This window comes from Paenibacillus sp. 276b (assembly GCF_900107875.1).
In the GTDB taxonomy this organism is placed as follows: Bacteria; Bacillota; Bacilli; order Paenibacillales; family Paenibacillaceae; genus Paenibacillus; species Paenibacillus marchantiae.
Genome location: NZ_FNRR01000007.1, coordinates 234,579 through 261,218, shown reverse-complemented (window position 1 = coordinate 261,218; position 26,640 = coordinate 234,579). Strand labels below are relative to the sequence as shown.

General features: G+C 47.2%; 24 protein-coding genes. 19 read left to right on the top strand and 5 right to left on the bottom strand.

The genetic code is table 11. From position 1 onward, the window contains the following. The first annotated feature begins 9 nt into the window (after nucleotides 1-9). From BLV50_RS26720 to BLV50_RS26695, 6 genes are all read left to right on the top strand, one after another. The gene (locus tag BLV50_RS26720) at nucleotides 10-186 is read left to right on the top strand and encodes a hypothetical protein (protein WP_175383128.1); all 177 of its coding nucleotides are present in this window, start codon (nucleotides 10-12) and stop codon (nucleotides 184-186) included. Between the two features lie 187 nt (nucleotides 187-373). Beyond that, nucleotides 374-988 carry a TetR/AcrR family transcriptional regulator gene (locus BLV50_RS26715; RefSeq protein WP_090810781.1) on the top strand — a complete coding sequence of 205 codons (615 nt, stop codon included), beginning with the start codon at nucleotides 374-376 and terminating at the stop codon, nucleotides 986-988. A 6-nt stretch (nucleotides 989-994) separates the two neighbouring features. Next, nucleotides 995-1,735 (top strand): SDR family oxidoreductase, encoded by a 741-nt coding sequence (locus tag BLV50_RS26710; RefSeq protein WP_090810779.1) that lies wholly within the window; start codon nucleotides 995-997, stop codon nucleotides 1,733-1,735. A gap of 101 nt (nucleotides 1,736-1,836) precedes the next feature. Next, nucleotides 1,837-2,034: a hypothetical protein gene (locus BLV50_RS26705; protein WP_072735367.1), complete on the top strand. Its 198-nt coding sequence runs from the start codon at nucleotides 1,837-1,839 to the stop codon at nucleotides 2,032-2,034. Between the two features lie 228 nt (nucleotides 2,035-2,262). After that, on the top strand, nucleotides 2,263-2,817 hold the full coding sequence (locus BLV50_RS26700; protein WP_063565565.1) for a hypothetical protein: 555 nt from the start codon (nucleotides 2,263-2,265) through the stop codon (nucleotides 2,815-2,817). A 97-nt stretch (nucleotides 2,818-2,914) separates the two neighbouring features. Next, nucleotides 2,915-3,232: a DUF1292 domain-containing protein gene (locus BLV50_RS26695; protein ID WP_063565566.1), complete on the top strand. Its 318-nt coding sequence runs from the start codon at nucleotides 2,915-2,917 to the stop codon at nucleotides 3,230-3,232. Nucleotides 3,233-3,472: 240 nt separating this feature from the next. Here the strand turns inward: BLV50_RS26695 and BLV50_RS26690 are convergent, their stop codons facing one another. Next, nucleotides 3,473-4,948, bottom strand: a complete 1,476-nt coding sequence (locus tag BLV50_RS26690) for an aminotransferase class I/II-fold pyridoxal phosphate-dependent enzyme (RefSeq protein WP_063565751.1) — start codon at nucleotides 4,946-4,948, stop codon at nucleotides 3,473-3,475. Between the two features lie 294 nt (nucleotides 4,949-5,242). Between BLV50_RS26690 and BLV50_RS26685 the strand changes: the two genes are divergently transcribed. The 4 genes from BLV50_RS26685 (at nucleotide 5,243) to BLV50_RS26665 (ending at nucleotide 10,264) form a co-directional block, all read left to right on the top strand. After that, the gene (locus BLV50_RS26685) at nucleotides 5,243-6,535 is read left to right on the top strand and encodes an MFS transporter (protein WP_063565567.1); all 1,293 of its coding nucleotides are present in this window, start codon (nucleotides 5,243-5,245) and stop codon (nucleotides 6,533-6,535) included. Between the two features lie 520 nt (nucleotides 6,536-7,055). After that, nucleotides 7,056-7,655 carry a hypothetical protein gene (locus BLV50_RS26675; protein ID WP_063565568.1) on the top strand — a complete coding sequence of 200 codons (600 nt, stop codon included), beginning with the start codon at nucleotides 7,056-7,058 and terminating at the stop codon, nucleotides 7,653-7,655. Between the two features lie 171 nt (nucleotides 7,656-7,826). Beyond that, a complete protein-coding gene (gene gndA, locus BLV50_RS26670) occupies nucleotides 7,827-9,236 on the top strand; it encodes an NADP-dependent phosphogluconate dehydrogenase (protein WP_064636561.1) in 1,410 nt (469 codons plus the stop codon). A gap of 518 nt (nucleotides 9,237-9,754) precedes the next feature. After that, nucleotides 9,755-10,264, top strand: a complete 510-nt coding sequence (locus BLV50_RS26665) for a shikimate kinase (protein ID WP_256338053.1) — start codon at nucleotides 9,755-9,757, stop codon at nucleotides 10,262-10,264. Between the two features lie 273 nt (nucleotides 10,265-10,537). Here BLV50_RS26665 and BLV50_RS26660 read toward each other — a convergent pair whose 3' ends face one another. Next, on the bottom strand, nucleotides 10,538-10,843 hold the full coding sequence (locus BLV50_RS26660; protein WP_063565569.1) for a rhodanese-like domain-containing protein: 306 nt from the start codon (nucleotides 10,841-10,843) through the stop codon (nucleotides 10,538-10,540). 164 nt (nucleotides 10,844-11,007) lie between these two features. Between BLV50_RS26660 and aroA the strand changes: the two genes are divergently transcribed. The 4 genes from aroA (at nucleotide 11,008) to ptsP (ending at nucleotide 16,749) form a co-directional block, all read left to right on the top strand. Continuing rightward, nucleotides 11,008-12,303 (top strand): 3-phosphoshikimate 1-carboxyvinyltransferase, encoded by a 1,296-nt coding sequence (gene aroA, locus BLV50_RS26655; RefSeq protein ID WP_063565570.1) that lies wholly within the window; start codon nucleotides 11,008-11,010, stop codon nucleotides 12,301-12,303. A gap of 220 nt (nucleotides 12,304-12,523) precedes the next feature. Beyond that, the gene (locus BLV50_RS26650) at nucleotides 12,524-12,958 is read left to right on the top strand and encodes a CoA-binding protein (protein ID WP_053784277.1); all 435 of its coding nucleotides are present in this window, start codon (nucleotides 12,524-12,526) and stop codon (nucleotides 12,956-12,958) included. A 153-nt stretch (nucleotides 12,959-13,111) separates the two neighbouring features. Continuing rightward, a complete protein-coding gene (locus BLV50_RS26645; RefSeq protein ID WP_063565571.1) occupies nucleotides 13,112-14,992 on the top strand; it encodes a glucose PTS transporter subunit IIA in 1,881 nt (626 codons plus the stop codon). Continuing rightward, nucleotides 14,989-16,749, top strand: coding sequence for a phosphoenolpyruvate--protein phosphotransferase (ptsP, locus tag BLV50_RS26640; RefSeq protein ID WP_063565572.1), 1,761 nt, complete (start codon nucleotides 14,989-14,991; stop codon nucleotides 16,747-16,749). Before BLV50_RS26645 ends, ptsP begins: the two co-directional genes overlap by 4 nt. 114 nt (nucleotides 16,750-16,863) lie before the next feature. Here the strand turns inward: ptsP and BLV50_RS26635 are convergent, their stop codons facing one another. Then, nucleotides 16,864-17,391 (bottom strand): type 1 glutamine amidotransferase domain-containing protein, encoded by a 528-nt coding sequence (locus BLV50_RS26635; protein ID WP_063565573.1) that lies wholly within the window; start codon nucleotides 17,389-17,391, stop codon nucleotides 16,864-16,866. Between the two features lie 271 nt (nucleotides 17,392-17,662). Between BLV50_RS26635 and BLV50_RS26630 the strand changes: the two genes are divergently transcribed. From BLV50_RS26630 to BLV50_RS26615, 4 genes are all read left to right on the top strand, one after another. Next, nucleotides 17,663-18,076 carry a hypothetical protein gene (locus BLV50_RS26630; protein ID WP_090810777.1) on the top strand — a complete coding sequence of 138 codons (414 nt, stop codon included), beginning with the start codon at nucleotides 17,663-17,665 and terminating at the stop codon, nucleotides 18,074-18,076. Nucleotides 18,077-18,198: 122 nt separating this feature from the next. Next, a complete protein-coding gene (gene ytxJ / locus BLV50_RS26625; protein ID WP_064636572.1) occupies nucleotides 18,199-18,546 on the top strand; it encodes a bacillithiol system redox-active protein YtxJ in 348 nt (115 codons plus the stop codon). A gap of 92 nt (nucleotides 18,547-18,638) precedes the next feature. After that, on the top strand, nucleotides 18,639-19,652 hold the full coding sequence (gene ccpA, locus BLV50_RS26620) for a catabolite control protein A (protein ID WP_024631149.1): 1,014 nt from the start codon (nucleotides 18,639-18,641) through the stop codon (nucleotides 19,650-19,652). A gap of 223 nt (nucleotides 19,653-19,875) precedes the next feature. After that, entirely contained in the window at nucleotides 19,876-20,571 is a 696-nt protein-coding gene (locus tag BLV50_RS26615; protein ID WP_063565576.1) for a 5'-methylthioadenosine/adenosylhomocysteine nucleosidase, read from the top strand. A gap of 144 nt (nucleotides 20,572-20,715) precedes the next feature. Here BLV50_RS26615 and BLV50_RS26610 read toward each other — a convergent pair whose 3' ends face one another. Beyond that, nucleotides 20,716-21,348, bottom strand: a complete 633-nt coding sequence (locus tag BLV50_RS26610) for a GNAT family N-acetyltransferase (protein WP_063565577.1) — start codon at nucleotides 21,346-21,348, stop codon at nucleotides 20,716-20,718. 271 nt (nucleotides 21,349-21,619) lie between these two features. Here BLV50_RS26610 and acsA point away from each other — a divergent pair, with 271 nt between their 5' ends. After that, complete coding sequence (gene acsA / locus BLV50_RS26605; protein WP_090810775.1) at nucleotides 21,620-23,344, top strand: acetate--CoA ligase; 1,725 nt, start codon at nucleotides 21,620-21,622, stop codon at nucleotides 23,342-23,344. Nucleotides 23,345-23,513: 169 nt separating this feature from the next. Here the strand turns inward: acsA and BLV50_RS26600 are convergent, their stop codons facing one another. Beyond that, entirely contained in the window at nucleotides 23,514-26,636 is a 3,123-nt protein-coding gene (locus BLV50_RS26600; RefSeq protein ID WP_090810773.1) for a transglycosylase domain-containing protein, read from the bottom strand. Between the last annotated feature and the right edge of the window lie 4 nt (nucleotides 26,637-26,640).

The window sequence follows — 26,640 nt, the reverse complement described above, 5'->3', positions numbered from 1 at the left end:
ATGTATATGATGGACTTTAGCAAGCCGCCCCATGCCTCAGAGTCACATACACACAAACAGCGCCATGAAGAAAATGAACAACAGCTTTTAGCCGGAGGGAAAAGCATTTGGTGGGAAATCAGCAACTGGTTAATTCTCGGTGGGATACTTGCGGTAATCTTCGTACTGTTTAAATTCGTTTTCTAGAAAATGAATAACATTAAACATTGGATAAGGGCCATATTAAATGGGCTCTTTTTTTCTTTACGCTCTTACATATAAATCTTCAAGAGAATAACAAATGACAAAAATAAATATTTGTCATTTGTTATTCTCTGTGTTAATCTAATTTCAACGGAGGTGACTTGAGGATGGTGTAACCATCTTAATCATTATGGAAAAGGACAAAACTTCTGAATTTTTAACTAAGGAACAAATTATTGGAGCAACGCAGGAAACTCTCCGGCGCTTCGGTGTTGCCAAAACATCTGTTACGGATGTCGCTAAATTGCTTGGAGTTAGTCACGGTACGATTTACAGGCACTATAAAAGCAAGAAAGAATTACTTGAAGGCGTGACCGCACAATGGCTCGAAGATGAGATTATTGCGCCTTTGACGGCAATAACTAAGGATCAGAGTTATAACGGAGAGGGAACACGTCATCTGAAAGTATATATAGAAGCATTAATTGCTCGTAAACGTCATTATGCCGAATCCGATGCAGAGTTGTTTGAGATGTACGCACGGGTAACTCAGGAATCCGCAGATATTATCAATAAACATGTGCAACATCTTGTACGTCATTTGAGTGAGATCATCCAACAGGAGAACCAGTTCCAATTTAACAACCCAGACGTGGTTGCAACGGCGATCCTTCAAGCTACAGCCCGTTTTCATCATCCGGCACATGCCTATGAATGGCAGAACCCTACAATTGATGCGGAATTTGCACAGGTATGGTTGTTGATAGAAAAGGGATTATTACATTTTGAACAAGAGAGGGAGTAATCGTAAATGAAAAAGCTAACAGGTAAAGTAGCCATTGTAACTGGCTCATCCCGGGGGATCGGACGTGCTATAGCAGAGCAACTCGCTGAATTGGGCGCGGATGTCGTCATTAACTACGCGAGCAGCCCCGACAAAGCAGAGCAGGTGGCAGATATTGCTCGCCAAAAAGGAGTCCGTGCCATTACCGTTCAGGCTGACCTTGCCCGAAAGGAAGATGTGGAACGTTTATTTTCCGAAACGATTAGCCAGCTTGGAAAAGTTGATATTCTGATCAACAATGCAGGCATCATGAAGACAACGCCTTTGGTAGATGTGACGGAGGAAGAATTCGATCAGCAGTTTGCCATCAATGTGAAAGGTACATTTTTTGCTTGTCAGCAAGCATTGAAACACATGGAGGAGCAGGGCCGAATTGTTAACTTCTCTACTTCTGTAACCGGACAGATGTTTCCGGGATACAGCGTGTACGCAGGTACCAAAGGAGCAGTTGAACAGATTACTCGTCAGCTTGCAAAAGAATTTGGCTCCAGACAAATCACTATTAATGCTGTTGCACCAGGCCCGGTGAATACCGAGTTGTTTTCTGTAGGGAAGACGGAGCAACAGCTCGAAGGGCTACGTAAAATGAATGCATTTGGTCGTCTAGGTGAACCGGAGGACATTGCAAATGTGATCTCTTTCCTTGTCAGTGAAGAGTCGCAATGGGTTACAGGACAGACGCTGCGTGCAAACGGCGGTTTCATTTAAACGATATCATGCACGAAGTTTATTGCTTTTGACACACAACCGGGCGAATCCCCATATGATGCATTACATCAGCAAGCAATTGGGGAAATGGGGAATCCGGGATGGCAAAAGCAAAGGGAAAAAAGGCTCCCGCGTTAAAGAGTGACAAACTTCGTGTATCCATGAAATTGGTTACTTCGGATGTATGTGAGCGTTGCAAGACCCCCTGTACACGAGGAATGGATTATGCAGCACGGATGCGAACCGATGGAGCTGTAGGCAAGGGCGTACCTTGTATATTGACTCGTCATACTTCGTAGTCCGCTTCATAATAAGTTTGACCTACAAGAAGTTCGTATAATTACGTATTGCCAACAACTATACTATAGGGGCGTCCTTTAACAGGGAACGCCTCTTTTTGATCGTTCCAAGGGGTGGAAAATATTCTGGATAAAAAATGAAAAATGATGAAAAACAGCGCAACTTTGTGGATGAACCTGCAGTATAAATGTACAACAGCTAGCAGCAGGGGAGGGAATATTGACGGAATGAAATGGAAAAGAATTTTGCTGTGTGTCACGGTATTCTCCTTGCTCGGCGGGTCTTTATTGTTTGCAGATTCAGTGAACGAGAAGATTCGGGTTCTCATTAACGGCAAGGAAGCAGCTGACGGTGGTTATCTGATTGACGGAACGACCTATGTACCTGTAAGAGAAGCGGGCGGAATCGCCAGATGGGATACCACAAACAAGAGAGTAACGGTTATCAAGCCGAATGTACATATTTTTCTCTTCAAGGGAGATACCGTGTTTGGCAACGTGAACGTGGGTAAGTTGAAATTTAATGTGTTCTCACAAGTCGACAGTTTGACAACAGATATAGCTGCGGTGAAGGTGACGATTACCAATCCAAGTGGTGAGGTTAAGGATATTCAGTCTCAGGAGCTTAAGACACAGAAGGATAACTTCTGGTTCCGAACGTACGATTTTACGTATGATTTCAGCCGAGCTGGCAAGTATCAAGTCGGTTTTTATATTAAAGAAAATGCAAACAGTAATTATGTACTGGCAGCCGAGAAAATCATTACCGCGCTGAACGATTGAAGCAAAAATAACCTTGTCGGTTAAATTGACCTGGACCATTGAACATGTTACGATATGCAAGGTTACACAATTTCTATTTATAAAGCGAGGTATATCAATGAGCGATCACACACATGAACACGGCGATGCCTGCGGATGCGGTCAAGACCACGACCACGACCACGAGCATGAAGAAGTTCTTCTGACACTGACAGACGAGAACGGAAATGACGTGGAGATGGTTTTGGTGGAGACGTTTGACGTGGAGAAGCATGTTTATGCGCTCCTGCTGGAACGTAACAATCCTGAAGCTGACGGCATCATTCTGCGTATGGAAGAAGAAGACGAGGAAATGGTGCTCTACAATATTGAAGACGAAGAAGAGTGGACCCGTGTTGAAGCGGCGTACAACGAACTCGTTGCAAGCCAAGAATAGTCATCCTTTTGGAATAAAGCAAGAAGGCTCCTTAATTATAGGGGGCCTTTTGTTTGCTTTTTATTAGGTGTATATGCTGTTTTTTCTTGCGATAGGGACAGTGGAATAGGTGGAAAAATGCAAATAAGACAGCGATCATAAGCCCAAGGCAGGACAAGTCTGTGTGGAGAAAAAATAAAAAAGACCAAGCATCCCGCTTGGTCCTTAGAGATCGATCAACCTCATGCAGAGGTGGCTGTTCTAGAATATTGCATCTGCTTCTACGATGACTTTCACGTTGGTTACGCTACGGTCTTCAGGTCCTTTTACAGGCAGTCCAACTTCAACATGATCAATGATGTAATCGATGTTTTCCTGAGTGATAACCTCACCTGGCAGCAGAATCGGGATTCCTGGTGGATATACGTAGATGAATTCCGAAATAATCCGACCTGCGGATTCCTTGAAAGGAATGACTTCGGTATCACCATAGAACGCATCACGTGGAGTCAGCATCAGCTGTGGTACATCTGGAACCTTGACCACCAGCTCATGGGCTGGATTCACCTGATAATACGTACGGGATAGATCCTGCAGGGCGTTCAGCAAGATTTCTACGGAGTCATCCGTATCTCCCGGTGTGATGAGGCACAGAATATTATACATATCACTGAGCTCCACCTCGATTTTGTAATGCTCACGTAGCCAGTTCTCTGTTTCGTAGCCTGTAATTCCAAGGTGGCGAACATGAATGGTTACTTTGGTTGGGTCGTAATTAAAGGTAGCCTCTGTGCCCAGCAGCTCTCTGCCGAAGCAATATAGTCCGTCCATATCATTAATGGAGCGTCTTGCAAACTCAGCCAGATCAATGGCTTTCTGTGCCATCTGATGGCCATTCAGAGCCAGATTACGTCTCGACGTGTCGAGCGAAGCCAGCAGGATGTAAGAAGTCGACGTTGAAGTCAACATACTCAGAATGGTTTGTACACGTTGTGGATTCACATATCCATTCTTCGTGTTCAGATTGAGTACAGAACTCTGGGTCATCGAACCACCGAGCTTGTGTACACTCGTTGCAGCCATATCAGCCCCGGCGGCCATGGCTGAGAGCGGCAGATCTTCATGGAAATGAATGAGTACGCCATGCGCTTCATCCACAAGTACTGGGACTTGATAGCTATGCGCCAGTTCAACAATTTCTTTTAGATCGGTACATACGCCGAAGTACGTTGGGTTAATGACGAGCAAAGCCTTGGCATCAGGATGACGCTCAAGAGCACGTCGGATCGCGCCTGTAGTGACACCGTGATCAATCCCTAGATTGGCATCCTGCGCAGGAGAGACGAATACGGGTTTCGCTCCTGAGAAAATGATGGCAGACATGACCGATTTATGCACATTACGGGGCACAATAATCTTGTCACCCGGTTCACATACCGACAGAATCATGGTCATGATGGCACTGCTTGTGCCTTGTACACTAAAATAGGTATAATCGGCTCCGAAGGCATCGGCTGCCAGAATCTGCGCTTCCTCAATGACACCGGTTGGCTGATGCAAATCATCTAGCGGTGCGATGTTAATCAAATCTATGGAGAGGGCATTATCGCCGATAAATTCACGAAATTCGGTATCCGTTCCCAATCCTTTTTTATGTCCCGGAATATGAAATTGCACCGGATTGAGTGCCGCGTGATTTTTTAAAGCGGTAAACAGCGGCGTACGGCGGTGATCCATCAGTGCTGTCACAACCTTTCCTAATTATAATTTGTAAGAAAAACGTCTTTCGACGTAAATTCTATGAAGACAGACCGCTTGTAGCGGATGTTTTTCTTGCGATCACGGATTTAGTTCAGCTTCGCTGATAACTTATCATTTTGTAATCTCAAACAAATTTGAGTATAGCAAATTAAGAACCGAATGCAAGCAATATTGCTTGACAATTTTTCGAATTGCTGAGATTTGGACACATCCCCGAGGGTTACAGTAAGGATAGGAGATGGGCAAGCAAGCATCGAAAGGGGAAAAAGAATGCAAACTAATACAAAACCAGCCAAAATTCTGCGATCACCTTTCTTTATCGCCATGTGGCTAACGCTTTTTCTAGTTGAAATTATTAAAGGTGCCCTGCTGGTCGCTATTTTGCCCGTGTATATGGACAATATTCTGGGTTTGTCCGCTGGCGTGATTGGTGTGGCCTTTGCCCTTCAATATTTGGGAGATAATCTGTTCCGGGCTCCCTCTGGATGGGCAGCAGAACGGATCGGGTTCCGCGCGACAATGGTGACGGCGCTAATTTGTACATTAGTTGCTGTAATCATGATTATATTCTTCAAAAGTGCATTTGGCCTTGCCATGGCTTGTCTCATTCTTGGAGTTGGTACGTCACCCCTTTGGCCTTGCGCTATGACAGGCGTGACTGCGATGTCGGGGCCACAGAACAAGAACGGTACAGCCATGGGTGCGCTGGAGATGGCGGCACTTGGGGGGACTGGTCTAGGGCCGATCGGAATGAACTGGCTATTGGAGCGGACGCATCACGATTATCGCACCATTTTCTTGGTGTTGATGGGTGTTGCAATTCTGGTCATTCTGGTCGCTTTGATTTTACCCGGACGTGTCATTGTTGAGGGAGAGCATGCGGAAAGTGAGACGAAGCGGTCAGATATGAAATATCCGGCTAAACCGAATATTTTCACGCCGTTCATCCGACTCAAAAACAGTGTCCAGGGTACATTGCAACGGGTACGCAGCACCCTTAATGTTAATCCGCTCGTATATCCTGCACTATTCATGCAGTCTTTTGTTATTGGTCTGCTCAGTCCCGTGATTACGCTATACACTCGCACAGACCTGCACATCTCGCCCAACCTATACAGCTTGTTGCTGATAGCGGGTGGAGGCATTACGGTCATTGCATTGCTGCCTGTAGGGAAAATGGTAGACCGGTTTGGAACGGCACCGTTCCTGAACATCGGTTTTTTAATGGCAGCAGTGAGTCTGTTTGCTTTTTCTTCTATTACGTCTATTCCAGTTGTGTTCGGTATCGTCATGTTGGTTGGCGTCAGCTATGCGATGATTCTCCCGGCTTGGAATGCGTTTGTAGCCACATTGATTCCCAAAGGAGAACGCGGAGCGATCTGGGGTTTCTTCCTGACCCTTCAGGGATCAGGCATGGTCGTAGGGCCGATTGTATCCGGACTGCTGTGGGATCACGTTAGTCATCCGGCTCCATTTATCGGAAGTGCTGTCGTTATGGCTGGACTTGCCGTTGTGCACTATGTGTTATCCCGTAAACCGTATCGTACAGCTCCTGCCAAATGATGCGATTGAAGTCTGATAAGGTGGATCCAATAAGAAAAGGGAGTTCCAACAACCATTCAGGTTGTGGAACTCCCTTTTTATGTAGCATGGTGCAACCATTGCATCCATTCAGCTAACGACGGGAAGATTATTCTGCCCGCCGGAGTGATCAACTCTGGGAACTAATCGTTCAACGTACTTAAGACAAAGACATCTTATAGAGCGGCAGCAGTGTTTTGAACGTTGAACGAACCGTTTCCAGGGACTTTTCCCCATCCGCAGCAACGGCATCATCCCGATCAATTCGCAGTCCGCATATAACCTCTGCATACCTTTATTTCGCGTCCATTATATCATGAAAAACGGGGGCTTGCCCCTGTGCATCTGCGGAAAGCTGCGATCCTTCGGATCAATCGGTGAAAAATAGTCAAATAACCAAGTACCCTTACATAAAATGAAGTATAAAATAGGGTAAGCCGATTGAGTAGAAGCGATTGAAGAAGATGGCCGGAGCATCTCCGGTACAGATGGAGGGAGTGCCGTGAATAAGAGTTATGAAGTTGAATATTGCAATCTGGAGCTGCGGTTCAACCGTCGGCATATCCAAAATTTGATCAAAGACCTTATTCGTGAGGGGTATTCACTATATTGGAGCGAGGACGAATCCTTTTTTATTCTGTCAGTCCGCACCGGACGCAAGCTGGTAAAGCTCCGTTTTCAACAGACGCGCAGTGGGAATTACAAGATGACCGGAGATTATATTATCAAGGACGCAAAGCTTGCGGAATGGTTGGAGAAGCTGATCGGGGATACACGCGGGCATGCCGTTGTGAAACGGTTTAAGGATCAGCAGATGACCGTGGAGAATATTTTGTTTGGTGAAGTCATTCGTCTCGTTGAAGTATCCGGGTTCAAACAGCGTGTTATTTTTCAAAAGGAACCTGCGCCGACGGCGGAAGAGATGGAAGAAATGTTCCTCTCGCGCGAAGGCGAGGAGCGACTCATGCTGCTGCGCATGGAAGTGGATGATGAACTGGAGCGTCTGTATGCCGCCATTCAGATGGATAATATCGAAAAAGCAAATGTCTGTCGTAAAGTCTTAAAGCAGTTGTCAGGGCACATGTTGATGCTGGAAGGCTGAAATATAACGCTGTATTTATGAAAATACGATGAACACCTCAGGTAATTGGGGTGTTTTCTCGCTGTGCGACCATGGTCCGGGGTTCACTTCTATGCGTAAAACCGTTAAAATGGGGGTATTGTTGAGAATTCATTTCAATAAAATTAATTGGAGCAAAGGATGGAGGACCAGATGGCGAAACAACAGATCGGTGTCATTGGACTTGCAGTAATGGGCAAAAATTTGGCCCTTAACATTGAAAGCAGAGGTTTCACGGTATCGGTATTTAACCGTTCTCCGGAGAAAACCAACGATCTTCTGAAAGAAGCCGAAGGTAAAAACCTGACAGGCACATTCTCTATTGAAGAGTTTGTGGCATCCCTGGAATCCCCGCGCAAAATCCTGATCATGGTACAAGCTGGTTATGCAACCGACGCTACCATTGAACAACTGCTTCCTCATTTGGATGAGGGCGACATCATCATTGATGGCGGTAACGCATACTTCCCTGACACCCAACGTCGCAGCAAAGAGTTGGAAGACAAAGGCATTCGCTTCATCGGTACAGGTGTATCCGGTGGGGAAGAAGGCGCGTTGAAAGGCCCTGCAATTATGCCAGGTGGACAAGAGAGTGCGTACAAGCTGGTTGAACCGATCCTGACAGCCATTTCGGCCAAAGTCGGTGACGATCCTTGTTGTACATATATCGGACCAGATGGTGCTGGACACTATGTGAAAATGGTGCATAACGGTATCGAATACGGAGATATGCAGTTGATTGGTGAAGCTTACCACCTACTCAAATCCGTGTTGAATGTGTCCGTTGAGGAGCTTCACGCCATCTTTACAGAATGGAATCAGGGAGAGCTGGATAGTTACCTGATCGAAATCACAGCAGATATCTTCTCCAAATACGATCCGGAAACGGGCAAACCAATGGTTGATGTCATTCTGGATGCAGCTGGACAAAAAGGAACAGGAAAATGGACAAGCCAAAGCGCGCTGGATCTCGGCGTACCATTGTCCATGATTACAGAATCTGTATTCTCCCGCTTCCTGTCTGCGATGAAAGACGAGCGTGTGGCAGCGAGCAAAATCCTGAACGGACCTGCGGTTGAAGCATTCTCCGGTGACAAAAAAGCGTTCATCGAGAATGTTCGCAAAGCGCTGTTTGCAAGTAAAATCGTATCCTACGCACAAGGTTTTGCCCAAATGCGTGCAGCTTCCGATGAGTACGGTTGGGATCTGAAATACGGCAACATCGCCATGATCTTCCGTGGTGGTTGCATCATCCGTTCGCAGTTCCTGCAAAACATTAAAGAAGCGTATGACAAAGATGCAGCACTGAAAAACCTGCTTCTGGATCCATACTTCCAAAACATTGTAGAATCCTACCAAGGTGCATGGCGTGAAGTTGTAGCTGCTGCGGTAACTCAAGGCGTTCCGGTTCCTGGGTTCTCCAGTGCGTTGTCCTACTACGATAGCTACCGTACAGAGCGTTTGCCTGCGAACCTGCTGCAAGCACAACGTGACTACTTCGGTGCTCATACGTTCAAACGTCTGGACAAAGAAGGCAGCTTCCACCACAACTGGATGGAATAGTAGCGTATATCGCAAGTCCGTGAGATTTGGCTAAAGTCCTAAATCAGGGGCCTTGGCTGGAAGAAGGGCTTGGACAGAAGCTTAGATAGGGGACTTGGAGAGTCGGTTCATACCGATGAACTCCAGGTCTCTTTTTTTACCGTATGTGTAAGCTGGTCCTACATCTTACGAACCTGAGATGCTCTAACTCGTGGATATGAACCTTTTCTATTCTCTAACGAATGCAGAAGGTCCTATTAAGAACATTTGGAGCGGAATTGCGCTGTTTTTATGCTGTTTTTGTGAAATAAGTTTCCTGAGATTCGTTAGAATTTTAAAATCGCTTATAATTCGGAAATAAGCTTATCTGAGTTCGTTAAAATCGTTTGGAGTACATGGACATGCTTCGATATGGTCTGGAAGTGCTTGCGGATGCTTGGAGGGAAGTGGGCCACACTATGGCCTTCCCCCGTCCGCAGGGCTGTGTTATGATAGGACAAAAGTGCTCACGAATTGCTTGAATTAAAGGAGTGTACACCTTGAGCAAGTCTAACAATATTATTCTCATCGGCATGATGGGAACTGGCAAATCAACCGTTGCTGACATGCTCGCACGCGAGCTGGGTTACCGATTGATTGATGTAGACGCCGCGGTGGAGAAAGAGGAAGGCTGTACGATTCCTGATTTGTTCACAGGCAAGGGAGAGACGTATTTCCGCGATGCCGAGAGTCGCATGTTGTGCTCGGTGTTAGAGAAAAAGGCGCAGGTGATTGCAACCGGAGGCGGTGTGGTTCTGCGTTCGGACAACTGTGATGTCATGTCGAAGAACGGCTGGGTGGTTGCCCTGACTGCTGATCCGGCAGTGATAGTAGAACGTGTCAGCGGCTGTGAGAACCGTCCGCTCTTGGCAGGCAATGCGGAGGAACGCATTCAGACCATTATGCAGGAACGGAAGGACGCATACCGGTTTGCGCATTACACGGTGGATACAACCGAGTTATCCGCTTCTGAAGTGACTCGTTTAATTTTAGCGCATTACCGCGTCTAAGCTTGTAATTATTTCGTTTTCTCTTCAGTAAGTGTATGGATAGACTGTACACATGAGTGCAGGGTCGATGCATGGAGAGAGGGATACATTTCGCATGTGGAAGAAGATATGCCGAAGGGTTTAAAGTGGTGAATGGAGCCATGTGATCGTGGAACGATGTGAAAAACGGGCCGATTGGCCCGTTTGACTTCCTGTAAGGATCAGGATGCACATTGGTTACCGAGAACTGCTTATTGCAGATATCCTAACTATTAACCTCGATCCTGATGTTGTTTAGTCTTCCTCTTGCCATTGCAGCATGCCGCCAACCATATTGGTGCAGCCATCATATCCGAGCTGCTGTAAGTACTCACAGGCACGCTCACTACGGTATCCACTGCGGCAGATCAGAACAATCTCACCGGACTTTTGAATTTCGGACAGTCTGTCGGGAATCTGTCCAAGCGGGATGTGTTTCGCTCCCTCAATCATGCCTTGTGCGACTTCATCGTCCTCACGGACGTCTATCATCTGCAGCTTCTCTCCCGCCTGCAAACGGCGGCGTAGCTCAGAAGTTTCAATTTCAGCAATTTGTGTCATATTCAGGTCCTCTTTTCTGTATGGACTTAACGCCTATAATGATACCCAAGCGATGTATGGAATGTCAATTTGGCATCTCAGCATCACCGCATGTACCCTGAACCAAATACGTAACAGGATCATCTAACGAAGCACATTATAATCAATGAAGGAGAATTTCATCCATGGACGTTATCGTTAAACCGACCCCATCCCTGAATGGGGAAATTGGAGCTTTGTCTTCCAAAAACTACACCACACGCTACTTGCTAGCTGCTGCGCTGGCAGAAGGCACAAGTACGATCCATTACCCGGCTCATAGTGAAGATAGTGACGCTATGCGCAGATGTATTCGCGACCTTGGAGCGGTGCTTGAAGAAGATGATAGCAAAATCGTTATCCAGGGCTTCGGCAGCCATCCACGTGATGTGCGTGAATTAAATGTAGGCAATGCGGGTGCAGTGCTTCGTTTCCTGATGGGGGTAACGGCACTTTGTCCTGATGTGACGTTTGTAAATACGTACCCGGATTCTCTGGGCAAACGCCCACATGATGACCTGATCGATGCGCTGGGTCAGCTTGGTGTTGAGGTACAGCACGAACAAGGGCGCTTGCCAATCACGATCAAAGGGGGTCAGGCTAAGGGTGGACATATCCGTGTATCCGGTTCCGTCAGCTCCCAGTATTTGAGCGCGTTGCTGTTTGTAACTCCTCTTCTGGAAGAAGACAGCACAATTGAAGTATTAAACGACTTGAAATCCAAAGTGGTTATTGGCCAGACGCTGGAAGTATTGGAACAGGCGGGCATCGTCATTCATGCGAGTGATGATTACATGTCCTTCCGCGTACCTGGCGGTCAAGCCTATAAACCACAAACATATACGGTTCAAGGAGACTATCCGGGTTCAGCAGCTGTCCTCGCGGCCGCGGCTGTCACCCAATCGGATGTTAAAATTTTGCGATTGATGGAACAGAGCAAACAAGGTGAGCGTGCTATTGTAGACGTTCTGCGCATGATGGAAGTGCCGTTGACGCATGAAAACGATGTGGTACACGTGCAAGGTAACGGTACATTGAAAGCCGTGGAATTCGATGGAGATGCCGCGACAGACGCGGTTTTGGCCATGGTAGCGGCGGCAGTGTTTGCGGAAGGCACCTCACGGTTCTATAATGTAGAGAACTTACGTTACAAGGAATGTGACCGAATTACAGATTATTTGAACGAACTGCGGAAGGCAGGAGCCAACGTAGAAGAACGTCAGGCCGAGATTATCGTACATGGTCGTCCGGAAGGCGTCGAAGGCGGCGTTGAGATTAACGCTCACTACGATCATCGCGTAATTATGGCACTGACCGTTGTCGGTCTGCGTTCCAAAGAACCGCTTCGTATTCGGGATGCACACCATGTAGCCAAGTCTTATCCGCAATATTTCGATCATTTGCAGGCGCTTGGCGCCTCGGTTCAATGGGTAAAAGAGTAAAATAACACGTTTAAGAGGTTGTTCAAAAAACCGCTTTTGATTACGAAGGATGCCTGGAGGCATCATCAGCATCGAATATGGAATTCAGCCGAAATGTCCGTTGCTCACGTAGTTTTCCCTACGCTCCGCTACTCCATTTCTAGCTTCATCCCATCTTCTCGGTACTGAAAACCGGTCTTTTTGAACACGCACTTTAAGCAGAAAAGGATGGTGCTTGAACATGGAATTTAACAATCCTACTCGTGAAGAAATTGGACAACTTTTGCGCAAGGCAGGCAACATCGCAGTCGTCGGCTTATCGGACAAATCAGATCGCACTTCCTATATGGTAGCGGAAGCCATGCAAAGCAGAGGTTATCGTATCATCCCGGTAAATCCACAGGTACAAGGTGAGATTCTCGGTGAGACGGTATATGCGACCCTCGCAGATATCCCTGAGCCGGTAGATATCGTGAACGTATTCCGCCGCGATGAATATTGTGCAGATGTCGCTCGTGAAGCTGCGGCGATCAAAGCGAATGTATTGTGGCTTCAGCTTGGTATCCACAGCGATGAAGCCGTTCAGATTGCAGCTGAGAACGGCATGACAGCGGTAACGAATCGTTGTATCAAGGTAGAGGATTCCATCGTTCTGCGCGGTGCTGGACGCGGTTAAATCTCGATTCCTAAAAAATCCCGTTAACCTCGAGTTGACGGGATTTTTCTGTTACATACTTGGAATATAGAATAAATTACCAACAGGTTACTGTTTTGCTTTGACAAAACGTTGCGTAAAGCTTACCATCTAGGATAGAAAGGAGAGGTCGCCATGAATTGGCTCGGATCCTTGCAGCAGCTCGGACGAGCGGTAATGCTGCCTACAATGGTCCTGCCCGCCGCCGCAATTTTGCTGAGTGTTGGCAGTTTGCCCTGGGACGCCTGGGGATTGAAAGTTGTTGGTGAAGTGTCTACCGTGGCCGGACACGGTATTTTTTATTTTTTGCCGTATTTGTTCGCTGTCGGTGTAGCACTGGGACTCTCCAACCAGGCCGGACAAGCGGGACTCGCTGCTCTGGCTGGTATTGTGATATATGATCAGGTGACTCGCAATTTCGGGGATGGCACCGTTCAACCTGCTTCCTTAATCGGAATTATTCTCGGCGCACTTGCCGGGGTGACGCATAATCGCTTCAAAAGTATTAAACTGCCCGAAATCTTACAGTTTTTCGGTGGTTCAAGGTTTGTTTTACTCATAGTTGGACTTTGCTCGGCACTGTTCTCCTTCTTTATGTTATGGATCGCACCCATTTTGCAACATGCATTGAACGCCATCGCCACCTGGGAATACAGTCTCGGCGGTTTTGGGCTGTTTATATATGGGGTCTTGTACAGGGTGCTGGTGGCCTTCGGACTGCATCATCTGCTTAACAATGTATTCTGGTTCCAACTGGGGACGTATGAAACAGCAGACGGCAATATAGTGCAAGGGGATTTGCCGCGATTTTTTGCGGGTGATCCAACAGCAGGGTATTTTATGGCCGGGTTATTCCCGATCATGATGTTTGCGATTCCAGCGATTGCCTTTGCCATTATTCAGGAGGCAAGGGAAGATCTGAAGCCGAAAATCAAAAAAACATTTCTCACTTCCGCACTCGTTTGTTTTCTGACAGGGGTATCGGAGCAGATTGAGTTTGCCTTTTTGTTTGCGGCACCTTATCTGTTCATCGTGCATGCAGTCATGTCAGGACTTGCGATGTGGATCAGTTACTGGCTTGATATACGCCATGGTTTCTCCTATTCGGCTGGCATTATCGACTACATACTCAATTTCCATCTATCGGAGAATGCTTGGAAGCTCATTCCGATTGGCATACTATACGGGCTAGTCTATTATTTCCTGTTTAGGTGGGCGATTCGCACGTTCAAGATTCCAACTCCAGGACGCGAAGAGGGGTCCATGCTGGAAGATTGGGTAGGTAACATTCCTTATCAAGCTCCTCTTATTTTGGAAGCATTGGGCGGGAAAGAAAACATTGTGCAGGTAGAGGCTTGTATTACACGACTTCGTCTCACCGTGCATAATGATCGATTAATCGATACAGGTGCAATGAAGAGTATGGGGTCCGCAGGGCTTATCAAGCTGGGTGGCGGTAACGTACAAGTGGTATTTGGCACCTATTCGGAATTAATCCGGGAAGAGATTGCGAAGCTGCTCGAACGTGATCTGCAACAAGTTCTGTTCTGTGCTCCTGTGCAAGGCAAAATGCTGCCGATTGAAGAGGTACCGGATCAGATATTTGCAGCCAAGCTTGTGGGTGATGGTGTAGCCTTTGTCCCGGAAAAGGGAGAGCTGGTCTCACCCGTGTACGGAACGATTATGCACATGTATCCAACGATGCATGCCTTAGGCATCTCCACTCGGGAAGGGCTTGAGGTCCTGTTGCATATCGGTATCGACACATCCCAACTGAAAGGCCACTTTGAAGCCTTTGTTCAGGAAGGGGATACGGTGGAGCCCGGTCAGTTGTTAATCAAGTTTGACTTGGCTGTGTTGCGAGCCGAGGCGGCATCGCTGACGACACCGATGGTCATCACGAATCCCGATCGTGTCAAATCATGGAGCTTTGCTCCATTTAAGCAAGTTAAGAAAGGTCAGGCATCCGTTATGTCCGTGGTGCTCTATGACAGGAACGTTGGAGGGGTAGAATGAAGATACAAGGCATCAACGGCGCTGCAGGCATAGCCATCGGCAAAGCATTTGTCCTGCCCAGTTGGGAATGGGATCTGCCGGATCAGAAGATGGATTCGGTGGATCTCGCCCAAGAGTTCGAACGGCTGTACGAGGGCATACGGACATCGAAGGATGAGATTGAATATATCAAGAACGAGTTCAAGGAAGTCGTCGGTCCTGAAGAGTCCAGCATCTTTGATGCGCATCTGGCCATTCTGGAAGATCCGGTGTTCATGAACGAAATTCGTGGCATTATTGAAAGGCAGTACAAAGCAGCAGAAGTAGCCGTCAAAGAGGCCATTGATCATTTTGTCACCATGTTTGATCTGCTCGAAGACGAGTATATGAAGGAGCGAGCCATCGACATCAAGGACGTGGGTAATCGTTTATTAAAGCATCTGCTGGGCGCACCGGAAATTACGCTCCCATCGGATACCCAGCCTTATATACTCGTGGCCAAAGAGTTGTCTCCCTCTCAATTAGCGCATTTGAATCCAAGCCACGTGCTGGGTATTGTGACACTTATTGGAGGCAAAACGTCACATTCGGCAATTATGGCTCGTGCCCTTGGTATTCCTCTCGTTTCCGGTCTGGAAGCGAGTCTTGGCATGCCTGTAGAGACCGGAGATATGTTGGTTGTCGATGGAGATAATGGCCTCGTATTTACGGAGCCGGATCGCAAGACGATTGAACGTTACACGATGATTCGCAGCAAACAATTGAAGAAAAAAGAGCAGTTGCAGGTACTTGCAACAGTGGATGCCGTAACCAAAGACGGTTCCGTTCTGCATCTGGCTTCTAACATCAGTTCCGTCAAGGAACTGGATATGGCACTGAAACATGGGGCGAAGGGCGTGGGGTTGTTCCGGACAGAGTTCCTATACATGGACCGTGCTACGTTCCCGGGTGAGCAGGAACAGTATGAGGTTTATCGTCTTGTCGCTGAGAAAACTGCAGGACAGTCTGTCGTTATTCGTACGCTCGACATTGGTGGTGACAAGCAGCTAGACTACTTTGAACTGCCAGAAGAAGATAATCCATTTCTCGGATATCGTGCGATTCGGATCAGTCTGGACCGCAAAGATCTGTTCAAAACACAGCTCACAGCCATTCTGCGGGCCAGTGCTGCGGGCAATGTCAAAATTATGTACCCGATGATTTCTTCGGTAGAAGAACTTCAGGAGGCCAATGAAATCCTGCGTGAAGCGATGTCTGATCTGGACGAGCGCGAATTGCCGTACGATCCACATATACAGGTGGGCATCATGATTGAGGTTCCGGCAGCGGTGATGATAGCCGATTTGCTTGCCGAAGAAGCTGATTTCTTCAGTATCGGTACGAATGATCTCGTGCAATATGTACTGGCTGTAGACCGAATGAATGAGCAGATTGCACATATGTATCATCCGTATCACCCGGCTGTATTACGCATGCTTCGCGCAACAGTCGATGCGGCTCATACGGCAGGCATTGATGTTAGTGTATGCGGGGAGATGGCAGGAGACGAACGTTCGATTCCCCTATGGCTGGAGCTCGGGATCAGCAATCTGAGCATGTCTCCACAATCCTTGCTGCGTGTGAAGCACAGAGTATTGAATACGACGGCTGCTGCTGCCAAAGAGGCTGCCCATGATTGCTTCAGCCTGCGGACAAGTGCAGACATCGAAGAGCGTCTACAGGTCTTCAATGATTCGATGGGCAGTCCGGATGAACAGAGTGGATCGAATGCATCCTGAATGGGTTATTTTCTAATAAATACCTTTAAGTGAAAATATTAACTTTTGTACAATTTTGGAAAATAGTCTTATTTTAACGATAAATCCCCACGCCATATGGCGCGGGGCTTTGTTTTATTTTTCAGCAAGTGCATCGCAAAATGCTTTGCCATACGGCGGAAGATCAGGTGGACGGCGAGCTGAAATGATGTGTCCATCCACAACAACGGCTTCATCTTTCCAGATGGCTCCGGCATTTTCCATGTCATCCCGGATACCCGGTGTAGAAGTTACCGTAACCCCGTCCAGTATTTTGGCGGATATCAGTACCCAACCTGCGTGACAGATCTGTCCAATCGGCTTACGATCCGCATGCATTTCCTTAACGAGCTCAAGTACTTTGGGATAGCGACGAAGCTTGTCCGGTGCCCAGCCCCCGGGTACAAGGATACCATCATAGTTTGAACTATCCAATTCATCAAAACTGTATTCCGCCTGCGCGGGAACACCATATTTACCAATGTAGGTTTTGCCTTTTTTCTCTCCGGCGAGATGCACCTCAGCGCCTTCTTCACGAACACGATGTACCGGATACCACAGTTCCAGATCTTCGAATTCTTCATCGACCAGGGCGATGACTTTTTTGCCTGTTAATCTCATCATCATCTCTCCTTTTGCGGTAATTAGCACATAGCGTCTTTATTGTAACAGATTCTCATGTTGACTTCATCGTCATGCAATCTCGCCATTGGGGAAGCGATTACATCTCAATGAACGCCTACATTCGACAACCTTCATCTGGAGACAGTGGTAATTTGTGCAACCTCTGGTTTATAGCAGGATTTGAGCGGAAATAGGTCGAATGGTATCTGTATAAGAGTATAGAACGAATGAGGTGATGACTGTGCGTAAGACGTGCAGATGCGGACATGTAATGGAACTGGAATTAAGAACGGTGGTATATGCCAAAAAGGTGGAGATTCGTAACGTACCTGTATTTGCTTGTACAGACTGTGTTTCCTATGAAGTGCTTCAGCCGGTCAAGCCGGATTTGAAAGAGTGCATCAGTACACTCGGTGAACAGCCAGCGAAACAGGATGTATCGTTTGGAGAGCGAAATGAACTTGCGGATCTTTTCCATGAACAACTGCTGGCTTGGCCAGACGCTTCGGATCGTGAGATGGAGCATCGGATGCAACGTGCTGTGGAGGAGAGAATTAACCTGCTGCTGGATATTATGGGTTACGCCCAAAAGTCTAATGATGAAGAATGGATCGAGACAACACAGCGCAGATTAGGTCAATTATCCGGTTTTGTATGGCAGGCGCACTTCTCGAATGCTGTCTAATTTTGACGTGCAAAATGCTTGTTTTCATGAAAATTGGCTTTTTCGCCCGCTTTTTGTTAAGATATCGTAGAGTGAAAACGCTCAACATAGCGGTAATCCTGGTAAAGGGGGATGTATATCAAATGGCTGACATGACTAAAATGACAAGTATTGAACAGCTAAACTCCGCAGTGGAGGCTACCGAGGATCAACCCTTGCTTCTGTTTAAGCATAGTACACGCTGCCCGATCAGCGCGAACGCCTATCAGGAGATGAACGATTATTTGCAAAATAGTCCTAGTGAACAAGTGAAATACGGTATCATTTATGTAGTGGAAGATCGCCCTGTGTCCAATGAAGCAGCGGACAAGCTGGGTGTTAAGCACGAATCTCCGCAGGCGATTCTAGTCAAAAAGGGAATTCCTGTATGGCATACTTCCCACTCGAATATTACTTCAACCACAATCACGAAAGCACTGCGTGAGTCCTAAAGCCTATTTTAATTGATTAATGCATAAATTTGTCGTAATATAAATCTTAATGAAAATGGTATGAAAATTTACTGGTAATGGAGAGAAGTACTGTGACGGTAACCATTTATGATGTGGCACGTGAGGCCGGTGTCTCTATGGCAACGGTATCACGGGTTGTTAATAATAACCCTAATGTTAAGCCACAGACACGCAAAAAAGTATATGAAGCCATCGATCGGTTGGGATATCGTCCGAATGCGGTAGCCAGAGGCTTGGCGAGCAAGAAGACAACCACGGTCGGGGTCGTTATTCCGGACATTTCGAACTCAACCTTTGCAGAGATTGCCCGCGGGATTGAAGATATTGCGAATATGTATCACTACAACATTATTTTGTGTAACGCGGACAAGAAGAAAGAAAAAGAAATTCGTGTAATTAACACGTTGCTCGAGAAACAAGTGGACGGTCTGCTCTTCATGGGTGGAACTGTGACGGACGAGCATATTCAGGCGTTCCAATCAGCGGCTGTGCCGATTGTTCTCTGTGCAACAAGTGACGAGAAGGGCACGTACCCTTCTGTAGATATTGACCATGAAGCAGCGGCATTTGATGCTGTAAATACGTTAATCCGTCATGGACACAAGGAAATCGCAATGATCAGTGGTACACTGCAAGATCCTGCCAACGGTTATGCTCGTTTCCAAGGGTACAAGAAAGCGCTTGAAGCAGCAGGTATGGAATATCAGGAGGATCTCGTACGTATTGGTAACTATCGTTATGAGTCCGGTGTAGAAGCGATGAAGTATTTCCTCGGATTGAAGAAAAAACCATCGGCAATCTTCGCTGCAACAGATGAGATGGCAATTGGTGCTATTCACAGCATTCAGGATGAAGGTCTGAAAGTACCGGATGACTTCTCCATCATCAGTGTGGATAACATTCGTATGGCTTCCATGGTCCGTCCTCAGTTGACTACTGTAGCTCAACCGATGTATGACCTGGGCGCTGTAGCGATGCGTTTGCTGACCAAGCTGATGAAAAAAGAAAATGTGGAGAACCCACGGGTTATTTTGCCGCATGAAACGATTCTTCGTCTGTCTGTAAGCCATGCAGACGTAGTTTAAATACAGGCTTTGATGGTTCATCGTCATTTCTGATTGAAATGGAAATGATTTAAGAAAGGGAGAAGGCATTCTCTCTACATAGTGGAATGACGGAAGCTCCGGAAACGGAGCTTTTGTGCTGAATGGGACTCTGAACGTAGACGGAGAAACATACTTGGAGGGGAACGACTCCAGGTTTACATGCAGAATGCAGAATGCAGAATGCTATATAGGAGGTCATAACATGCGTGAAACGATCGGTATCATTGGTGCAATGGATGAGGAAGTAGAACTTCTCTTGGCTGGTATGAAGCAACTAGAGACTGTAAAACAAACCGGTATTACCTATGTTGCAGGCGAATGGCTGGGTAAGCAGATTGTAGTCTGCAAATCAGGCGTAGGGAAAGTAAATGCAGCTGTGACAACACAGATTTTAATTGATCGTTTTCAGGTTAACCGTATTATTTTCACGGGTGTTGCGGGTGCAGTTAATCCGGAGTTGAACATTGGAGATATGGTCATCTCGTCCGAATGTGTACAGCATGATATGGATGTGACCCCACTTGGATTTGAGCGCGGGGTTATTCCTTACCAGGAGACGTCCGCTTTCCCAGCGGAAGCATCACTTATCGCATTAGCTGAAGAAGCCTGCAAAGCGCAGGGAGCGAACTATCTGATCGGCAAAGTGCTGTCAGGAGATCAATTCATTGCAAGCAAGGATACGGTGAAAATGCTGTATACCGAAATGAATGGGGCATGTGCAGAGATGGAGGGAGCTGCCGTAGCGCAAGTGAGCTTCATGAACCGTGTTCCGTTCGTTATACTTCGCGCAATGTCTGACAAAGCAGATGGATCAGCACATGTGAACTTTGCCGAGTTTACTGTGGAGTCTTCCCAGCGCTCTCACCGTATTGTTGAACATATGCTGGAACATATGTAACCCCATAAGCTATACGCATGTTGAGCATGATAAGGGCTTAAAAAGCAACAAAAAACCGCTTATTCGTAGCAGATCATCCATGATGAACCTGTTCGCGAAGAGGCGGTTTTTCTATGTATACGTATTATCCATGTGCATTCGTGATTAGTACATAAACCGATGGCGGAATCGCACCCGGTCGAATTGTTCTTCCGATTCCAGGGGTACTTGGCTGCCAATGCGGACCATGAGGCAGTTTGCCGGATGTGAACAAATCTCGGGATCATCGGTGGCGTACCATGTCATGTCTACGGTTTGCATCAATTTTTCCATCATCTTGCGGTAATCCCATACGGAAAGGGCGCTGCCCTTCAAATCCCAATGCCAGTAATATTCCGTTGTGAATATGATATATTTCTCCATCTGTCCATTTTCAAACGCGGTGAGCAGCATTTCGCGCCCAATCCCGAGAGTGCGATAGGAATCCGCAACCTCAATGGCTCCCAGCTCAATTAGATCGGTCATATTGCCTTCCGACCAACGCTCGCAATCATCTGCATAATGGAAAGTCACATAACCGACAATGGTCTCATTTTCCCGCGCTATTATGATTCGACCTTCGGGCAATGCGGCAATTTCGGCCAATGCCTCCTGTTGTTCCGAAGGGCGCCGGAAAGCATCCAGATCGGAATGAAATTCAAGCTGCGTAATCGTCTCGGCCTGAACTGGTCCCTCAATGATGATTCGGTGGCCGGACTTGAAGATGGAACGCATATGATGCTCCTTAATATGCTCCATAGTTCATGCTCCTCTCTCCCCCTACTTATAGCAAAAAACCAAAAATTTGAAAAGCCATAGACGATGATTGAAAAGATTTGCTATAATTGCGTAGACAAAAAATGTTCACAAATCAACTGCAGTTTGGGTTCATCGGTTTGGCCTGGCAAGTACATGATGAGAAGTTCTCTCTACTAATGTAAGCGCTAACTGGAAGTTCAGTCAACACAAAGGCAATCAGAAGTGACCCATATTGGGAATCGAAATGTCGAGTTGAAGGAGGCTGGCAAGCATGAGTCAAGCACATGGTGAGATGCTGCAAACGGTTGTGTCTGAATCTAATCTGGGCGATTACACGGAGGCCCGAAGCCGGTTTGATTGGGAATCGGTCGAAAGGCACTTTACGTGGCACGCCAGCGGGAAAGTCAACATGGCGCATGAAGCGATTGATCGTCATGTGCTGGAAGGAAGAGGCGGGAGAACGGCGCTATTATACAGTGATGCTACGCGTGAAGAGGCATACACGTTTGCTGACTTGAGTGAGCAATCGAATCGCTTCGGTAACGTTCTCCGCAAATATGGTATTGCTAAGAGTGATCGGGTATTTATTTTTATGCCTCGCAGTCCTGAGCTCTATTTCAGCCTGTTGGGCATATTGAAGGTTGGGGCTGTTGCAGGTCCTCTATTTGAGGCCTTTATGGAAACTGCGGTGAAGGACCGACTGGAGGATAGCGGAGCTGTAGCCCTGGTGACAACCCCTCAATTGCTGGGGCGAATCAAACGTTCCGAATTGCCTGAACTGAAGCATATTTTTGTTGTGGGTGGCGGTCCGCAGACGGAAGAAGGACTCATCGACTTTGATGCAGAGATGTCCGCAGCTTCGGATGATATGGAAGTGGAGTGGCTGACTCGCGAAGACGGTCTGCTGATTCACTATACTTCCGGATCTACAGGCAAACCGAAAGGTGTATATCATGTGCAGAATGCGATGATTCAGCATTATTACACCGGCAAGGTTGTACTCGATTTGCGCGAGGATGACGTATACTGGTGCACAGCCGATCCGGGTTGGGTAACAGGTACCTCCTATGGAATTTTTGCACCATGGTTGAATGGTGTGACCAACGTTATTCGTGGGGGACGTTTCAGTCCGAAAGACTGGTACAGCACCATTGAGAAAAACAAAGTCAGCGTATGGTACAGTGCACCGACGGCTTTCCGCATGTTGATGGGAGCGGGCGAAGAGACCATTGCCCAGCATGATTTGAGCAGTCTCCGTCACGTCATGTCTGTGGGTGAGCCACTTAATCCCGAAGTTGTCCGTTGGGGCTGGAAAGCCTATGGACAGCGAATTCATGATACCTGGTGGATGACGGAGACGGGTGGACAATTAATCTGTAACTACCCAGGCATGCCAATCAAACCAGGTTCCATGGGTCGTCCATTACCGGGAATTGAAGCAGCCATTATTGACGATCGTGGAGAGGAACTGCCGCCATACAGTATGGGGAACCTGGCTATTCGTACTTCCTGGCCGTCCATGATGGCGAAGATCTGGAATAACCCGGCCAAATATGAGGAGTACTTCCGACTTTCTGGCTGGTATGTATCCGGTGATTCCGCTTATATGGACGAAGATGGCTACTTTTGGTTCCAGGGCCGGATTGATGATGTCATTAACTCTTCAGGAGAACGCATTGGCCCCTTTGAGGTGGAGAGCAAGCTCGTAGAGCACCCTGCGGTAGCAGAGGCAGGCGTTATCGGCAAACCGGATGTAACTCGCGGAGAGATCATTAAGGCCTTTGTGGCACTTCGTGAGGGGTATGAGCCGACACCGGAGCTGAAGGAAGAGATCTATCGATTTGTAAAAGAGGGCTTGTCGGCTCACGCCGCTCCGCGTGAGATTGAGTTCAAGGATAAACTGCCCAAGACCCGCTCCGGCAAGATTATGCGCCGCGTGTTGAAAGCTTGGGAGTTGGATCTGCCCACAGGCGATCTATCGACCATTGAAGACTAAAGCATAAACCAGCGGATACAACGTGTCTGCCTTTCCCATGATTCCAATACAAAGCCTGATCCGTGTCTCATTGCGGATCAGGCTTTTACTTTTGGATATCAATGAATAACAAAACCCCATCCTCATGATGCGAGAATGGGGTTGAGAGGGGAGTTATGATAACTCTGTATTACGGTTGGAAATGTACAGCTCCGGACGGCTCGGATTCGCCTATGCTGTTGCTGGCGGATACCTTGAACCATCCACTGGTGGATGCAGGTACTCCGTAGTCCATGGAGGTCCCTGAAGTTGTGCCAATTTTGGTGTAAGGGGCTGACCCTGTCTCACTAAAATATACAGCATAACTTTGAACACCATCTGATTCCGGATTGGAGGCCCACTGAATGCGCAGTCCTTGGGAGAGCGCCGACACGCTCACTTGGCCCGGTGTAACCGGAGCCGTAGTTGCGGCGTTCTCATTCTGAGAGTCTTCCGGTGTAACGACTGTTCCCGGAACATTAATCGGTTCATTTATTTCTTCATCTGCAGGAGGCTCCACCGTTCCCGCACTGCTAACTGCTGCGCTAGGAGCAGACTCACGACCAGCTACATCCACTGCTGTCACGTAGAACGCAAAGTTTCCACCTTGTGCATATGCAGTAAATGATCTGGACTCACCTGTCAGGACAACCTGCCCCTGATTCTGGAATCCGGCGCCATTTACTGAGCGATACAGGCGATAGCCAACCACATCACTTTCCGGTGTTGCGTTAAATGTAATCACGGCGTTCCCGTTGGCAACGGAAATTCTCACATTGCCTGGTGCATCTGGTGCTTTGCCGTTATCCGTTCTTGGATCGATCTGTGTCGGCATGTCTGCATCGGCATCTTCCGGCAGGTAATATGCAAGTGATTCGTGACGACTCATGCGTGAGAATGCACTTTGCAGTTCCTTGATGAGATCAGAGATCGGTTTCTTGCGCTTGACGACGGTTTTCTCTTTCGTCATATCTCCAGGTGTTTCATCACGCGGAATGTAGTTGACACCATTGTAAGTGATATATTTGGCTTTTGCGACACCATCATCGCTGTCCTTCGGCACAAATTTGCTATTGAAAATATCAGTGACAAATCTGTCAGTCAGAGATGTTGGCAATTTGCCGCTATAAGCCGATACAGTTCGTGTCTCGATCCCGGATGGTTTCTTGAATGAATCGGTTACGAACATCTCTTTGTCTGTAGCGATGACTTGATTCATGATTTGCGTCCACAGCTGCTGTGCACGTTTCTTCTGTGATTTGGTCTCGAGCGTGTTTATCGGCTGTTTGTATCCAACCCATACACCCAATGTGACATCCGGCGTATAGCCTTCAAACCAGACATCCGCATAGTTTTGGGTTGAACCCGTTTTGCCTACGATAGGCACACTCTTGGAGTACTTGTAATTTTCACGAACTTTATCGGCTGTACCTTCTGTAATAACGGTACGTAGCATATCTGTCATCAGGTATGCCGTCTGTTCTGAGAAAGCTTGAACAGGCTCTGCATCGTGTTTATATACGATATTCCCTTTTGAGTCTACAATTTTGCTAATCATATAGGAATCATTGTACACACCATTGTTAGCAATGGCTCCATAGGCATTGGTAAGCTCTTCAACGGTAACACCGTACTGAAGTCCTCCAAGAACACCGGTCTGAGCTTGGTAATCTGCCGGCTGGATGGTGGTAATCCCCAGCTTCTTGGCAAAAGCCCATGATTTGTCGATACCAACTTCTTCGTTGAATAGCTTAAGCGCAGGCACATTTAGCGAGTAGTTGAGTGCTCTACGGGCAGTCACAAGTCCCTGGTAGCGATTGTTGGCATTTTTCGGAATATGGAATCCGGTCTGGCCGTCTTTCAGAATTATCGGTGAATCGTCAATAATGGAAGCCGGTTGAACAAGCCCTTCATCCAGTGCAGGCAGATAAGCGGCAATAGGTTTCATAGTTGAACCTGGCTGACGCACCATCTGAGTTGCATAGTTCATCTGCTCATCCTGGAAATTACGGCCTTCAATCATGCCGAGAATGGCTCCTGTTTTGTGATTGATCAACATGGCAGCAGTCTGTTCTTTTCCCTTCACGGGATCGTCAGCAGCGAAATTACTGTCATCTTCGGCAATGGTACGCATTGTTTTGTAGATACTTTTGTTGATCGTCGTGTAGATACGATATCCGCCTGTACGCAATTGCTGCTGAGCTTCTTCCAGCAGAGCACTGCTTTCTTTTTGCGGTGTATCGGTATCCGTATCCTTGGCTGTATCTGCATTGGCATCCGTGCCTTCAGCCTTATCCGAATTCAGTTGCTTCATTAAAATCTGTGCAGCTTGTCGCTCTGTTTCCATCATAAGGTATGGATAAGTATTGTAAGCTTTGATGGTTTTGGGTGCGAGTGAACTCTTGATGTCAAAAGCAAGAGCTTCGTCATACTCGGACTGATTAATTTTGCCCAGTTCCAGCATACGGCGCAAGACCAGATGCTGACGATTGATTGCACGCTCAAAATTGTCCTCAACAAAGTCGCCTTTTCCATTAAAGGCAGAGTAAGAGGAGGGGAGCTGAGGCAATCCGGCAAGATAAGCAGCCTGAGCTGTGTTTATTTTGCTCAAATCATTAATATTGAACAGTCCTTTGGCAGCTGCCTTGACTCCATAAACATTATATCCACTGGAGCCGTTACCAAAAGGAACCTTGTTCAGATACGCTGTCATAATTTCGTCTTTGGTCAGGAAACGTTCGAGTCGGAGCGAAAGTAATATTTCTTTCACTTTCCGGTCTTCGGTTCGATCCAGATTGAGGAATACACGCCGGGCCAATTGTTGAGTCAGTGTGCTACCGCCTGTTTGAACAGATTCTTTCAGCACTTTCTGTTTCACGGCACGGAGCGTTCCGCTCATGTCTACACCTTTATGTTCGTAAAAATGATTGTCTTCAATCGAAATGACTGCATCAATAACGTTCTGTGGGATCTGGTCAAAGGTGACCGGACGCCTGTCTTCTTCTGTTCGTAATTGACCGATCGGGCTGCCGTCGGCAAAGTAAGCAAAGCCTGTGATGGAGTTTTCGCTGACTTTTTGTTCAATCAGCGCCCGTGAACGGACGGGTTCGTCTTTCACAATGGAACTGACGTATCCCATTAGAGCACCGCTTACAAATAGTACCCCCATGAATCCAAGGACAACCATCCATTTGACGAAACTACCCAGTCTGCGGGCAAAACTGCGCTTGCGGGCAGGCTGTTCCTCGGGCTTTTTCTTATTAACATCAACCATTCAG

What these genes read in the sequence shown, in the direction of transcription:
- BLV50_RS26720 (WP_175383128.1), top strand. Translation starts at nt 10, where the DNA reads ATGGACTTTAGCAAGCCGCCCCATGCCTCAGAGTCACATACACACAAA.
- BLV50_RS26715 (WP_090810781.1), top strand. Translation starts at nt 374, where the DNA reads ATGGAAAAGGACAAAACTTCTGAATTTTTAACTAAGGAACAAATTATT.
- BLV50_RS26710 (WP_090810779.1), top strand. Translation starts at nt 995, where the DNA reads ATGAAAAAGCTAACAGGTAAAGTAGCCATTGTAACTGGCTCATCCCGG.
- BLV50_RS26705 (WP_072735367.1), top strand. Translation starts at nt 1,837, where the DNA reads ATGGCAAAAGCAAAGGGAAAAAAGGCTCCCGCGTTAAAGAGTGACAAA.
- BLV50_RS26700 (WP_063565565.1), top strand. Translation starts at nt 2,263, where the DNA reads ATGAAATGGAAAAGAATTTTGCTGTGTGTCACGGTATTCTCCTTGCTC.
- BLV50_RS26695 (WP_063565566.1), top strand. Translation starts at nt 2,915, where the DNA reads ATGAGCGATCACACACATGAACACGGCGATGCCTGCGGATGCGGTCAA.
- BLV50_RS26690 (WP_063565751.1), bottom strand. Translation starts at nt 4,948, where the DNA reads ATGGATCACCGCCGTACGCCGCTGTTTACCGCTTTAAAAAATCACGCG.
- BLV50_RS26685 (WP_063565567.1), top strand. Translation starts at nt 5,243, where the DNA reads ATGCAAACTAATACAAAACCAGCCAAAATTCTGCGATCACCTTTCTTT.
- gndA (WP_064636561.1), top strand. Translation starts at nt 7,827, where the DNA reads ATGGCGAAACAACAGATCGGTGTCATTGGACTTGCAGTAATGGGCAAA.
- BLV50_RS26660 (WP_063565569.1), bottom strand. Translation starts at nt 10,843, where the DNA reads ATGACACAAATTGCTGAAATTGAAACTTCTGAGCTACGCCGCCGTTTG.
- aroA (WP_063565570.1), top strand. Translation starts at nt 11,008, where the DNA reads ATGGACGTTATCGTTAAACCGACCCCATCCCTGAATGGGGAAATTGGA.
- BLV50_RS26650 (WP_053784277.1), top strand. Translation starts at nt 12,524, where the DNA reads ATGGAATTTAACAATCCTACTCGTGAAGAAATTGGACAACTTTTGCGC.
- BLV50_RS26645 (WP_063565571.1), top strand. Translation starts at nt 13,112, where the DNA reads ATGAATTGGCTCGGATCCTTGCAGCAGCTCGGACGAGCGGTAATGCTG.
- ptsP (WP_063565572.1), top strand. Translation starts at nt 14,989, where the DNA reads ATGAAGATACAAGGCATCAACGGCGCTGCAGGCATAGCCATCGGCAAA.
- BLV50_RS26635 (WP_063565573.1), bottom strand. Translation starts at nt 17,391, where the DNA reads ATGATGAGATTAACAGGCAAAAAAGTCATCGCCCTGGTCGATGAAGAA.
- BLV50_RS26630 (WP_090810777.1), top strand. Translation starts at nt 17,663, where the DNA reads ATGGAACTGGAATTAAGAACGGTGGTATATGCCAAAAAGGTGGAGATT.
- ytxJ (WP_064636572.1), top strand. Translation starts at nt 18,199, where the DNA reads ATGGCTGACATGACTAAAATGACAAGTATTGAACAGCTAAACTCCGCA.
- BLV50_RS26615 (WP_063565576.1), top strand. Translation starts at nt 19,876, where the DNA reads ATGCGTGAAACGATCGGTATCATTGGTGCAATGGATGAGGAAGTAGAA.
- BLV50_RS26610 (WP_063565577.1), bottom strand. Translation starts at nt 21,348, where the DNA reads ATGGAGCATATTAAGGAGCATCATATGCGTTCCATCTTCAAGTCCGGC.
- acsA (WP_090810775.1), top strand. Translation starts at nt 21,620, where the DNA reads ATGAGTCAAGCACATGGTGAGATGCTGCAAACGGTTGTGTCTGAATCT.
- BLV50_RS26600 (WP_090810773.1), bottom strand. Translation starts at nt 26,636, where the DNA reads ATGGTTGATGTTAATAAGAAAAAGCCCGAGGAACAGCCTGCCCGCAAG.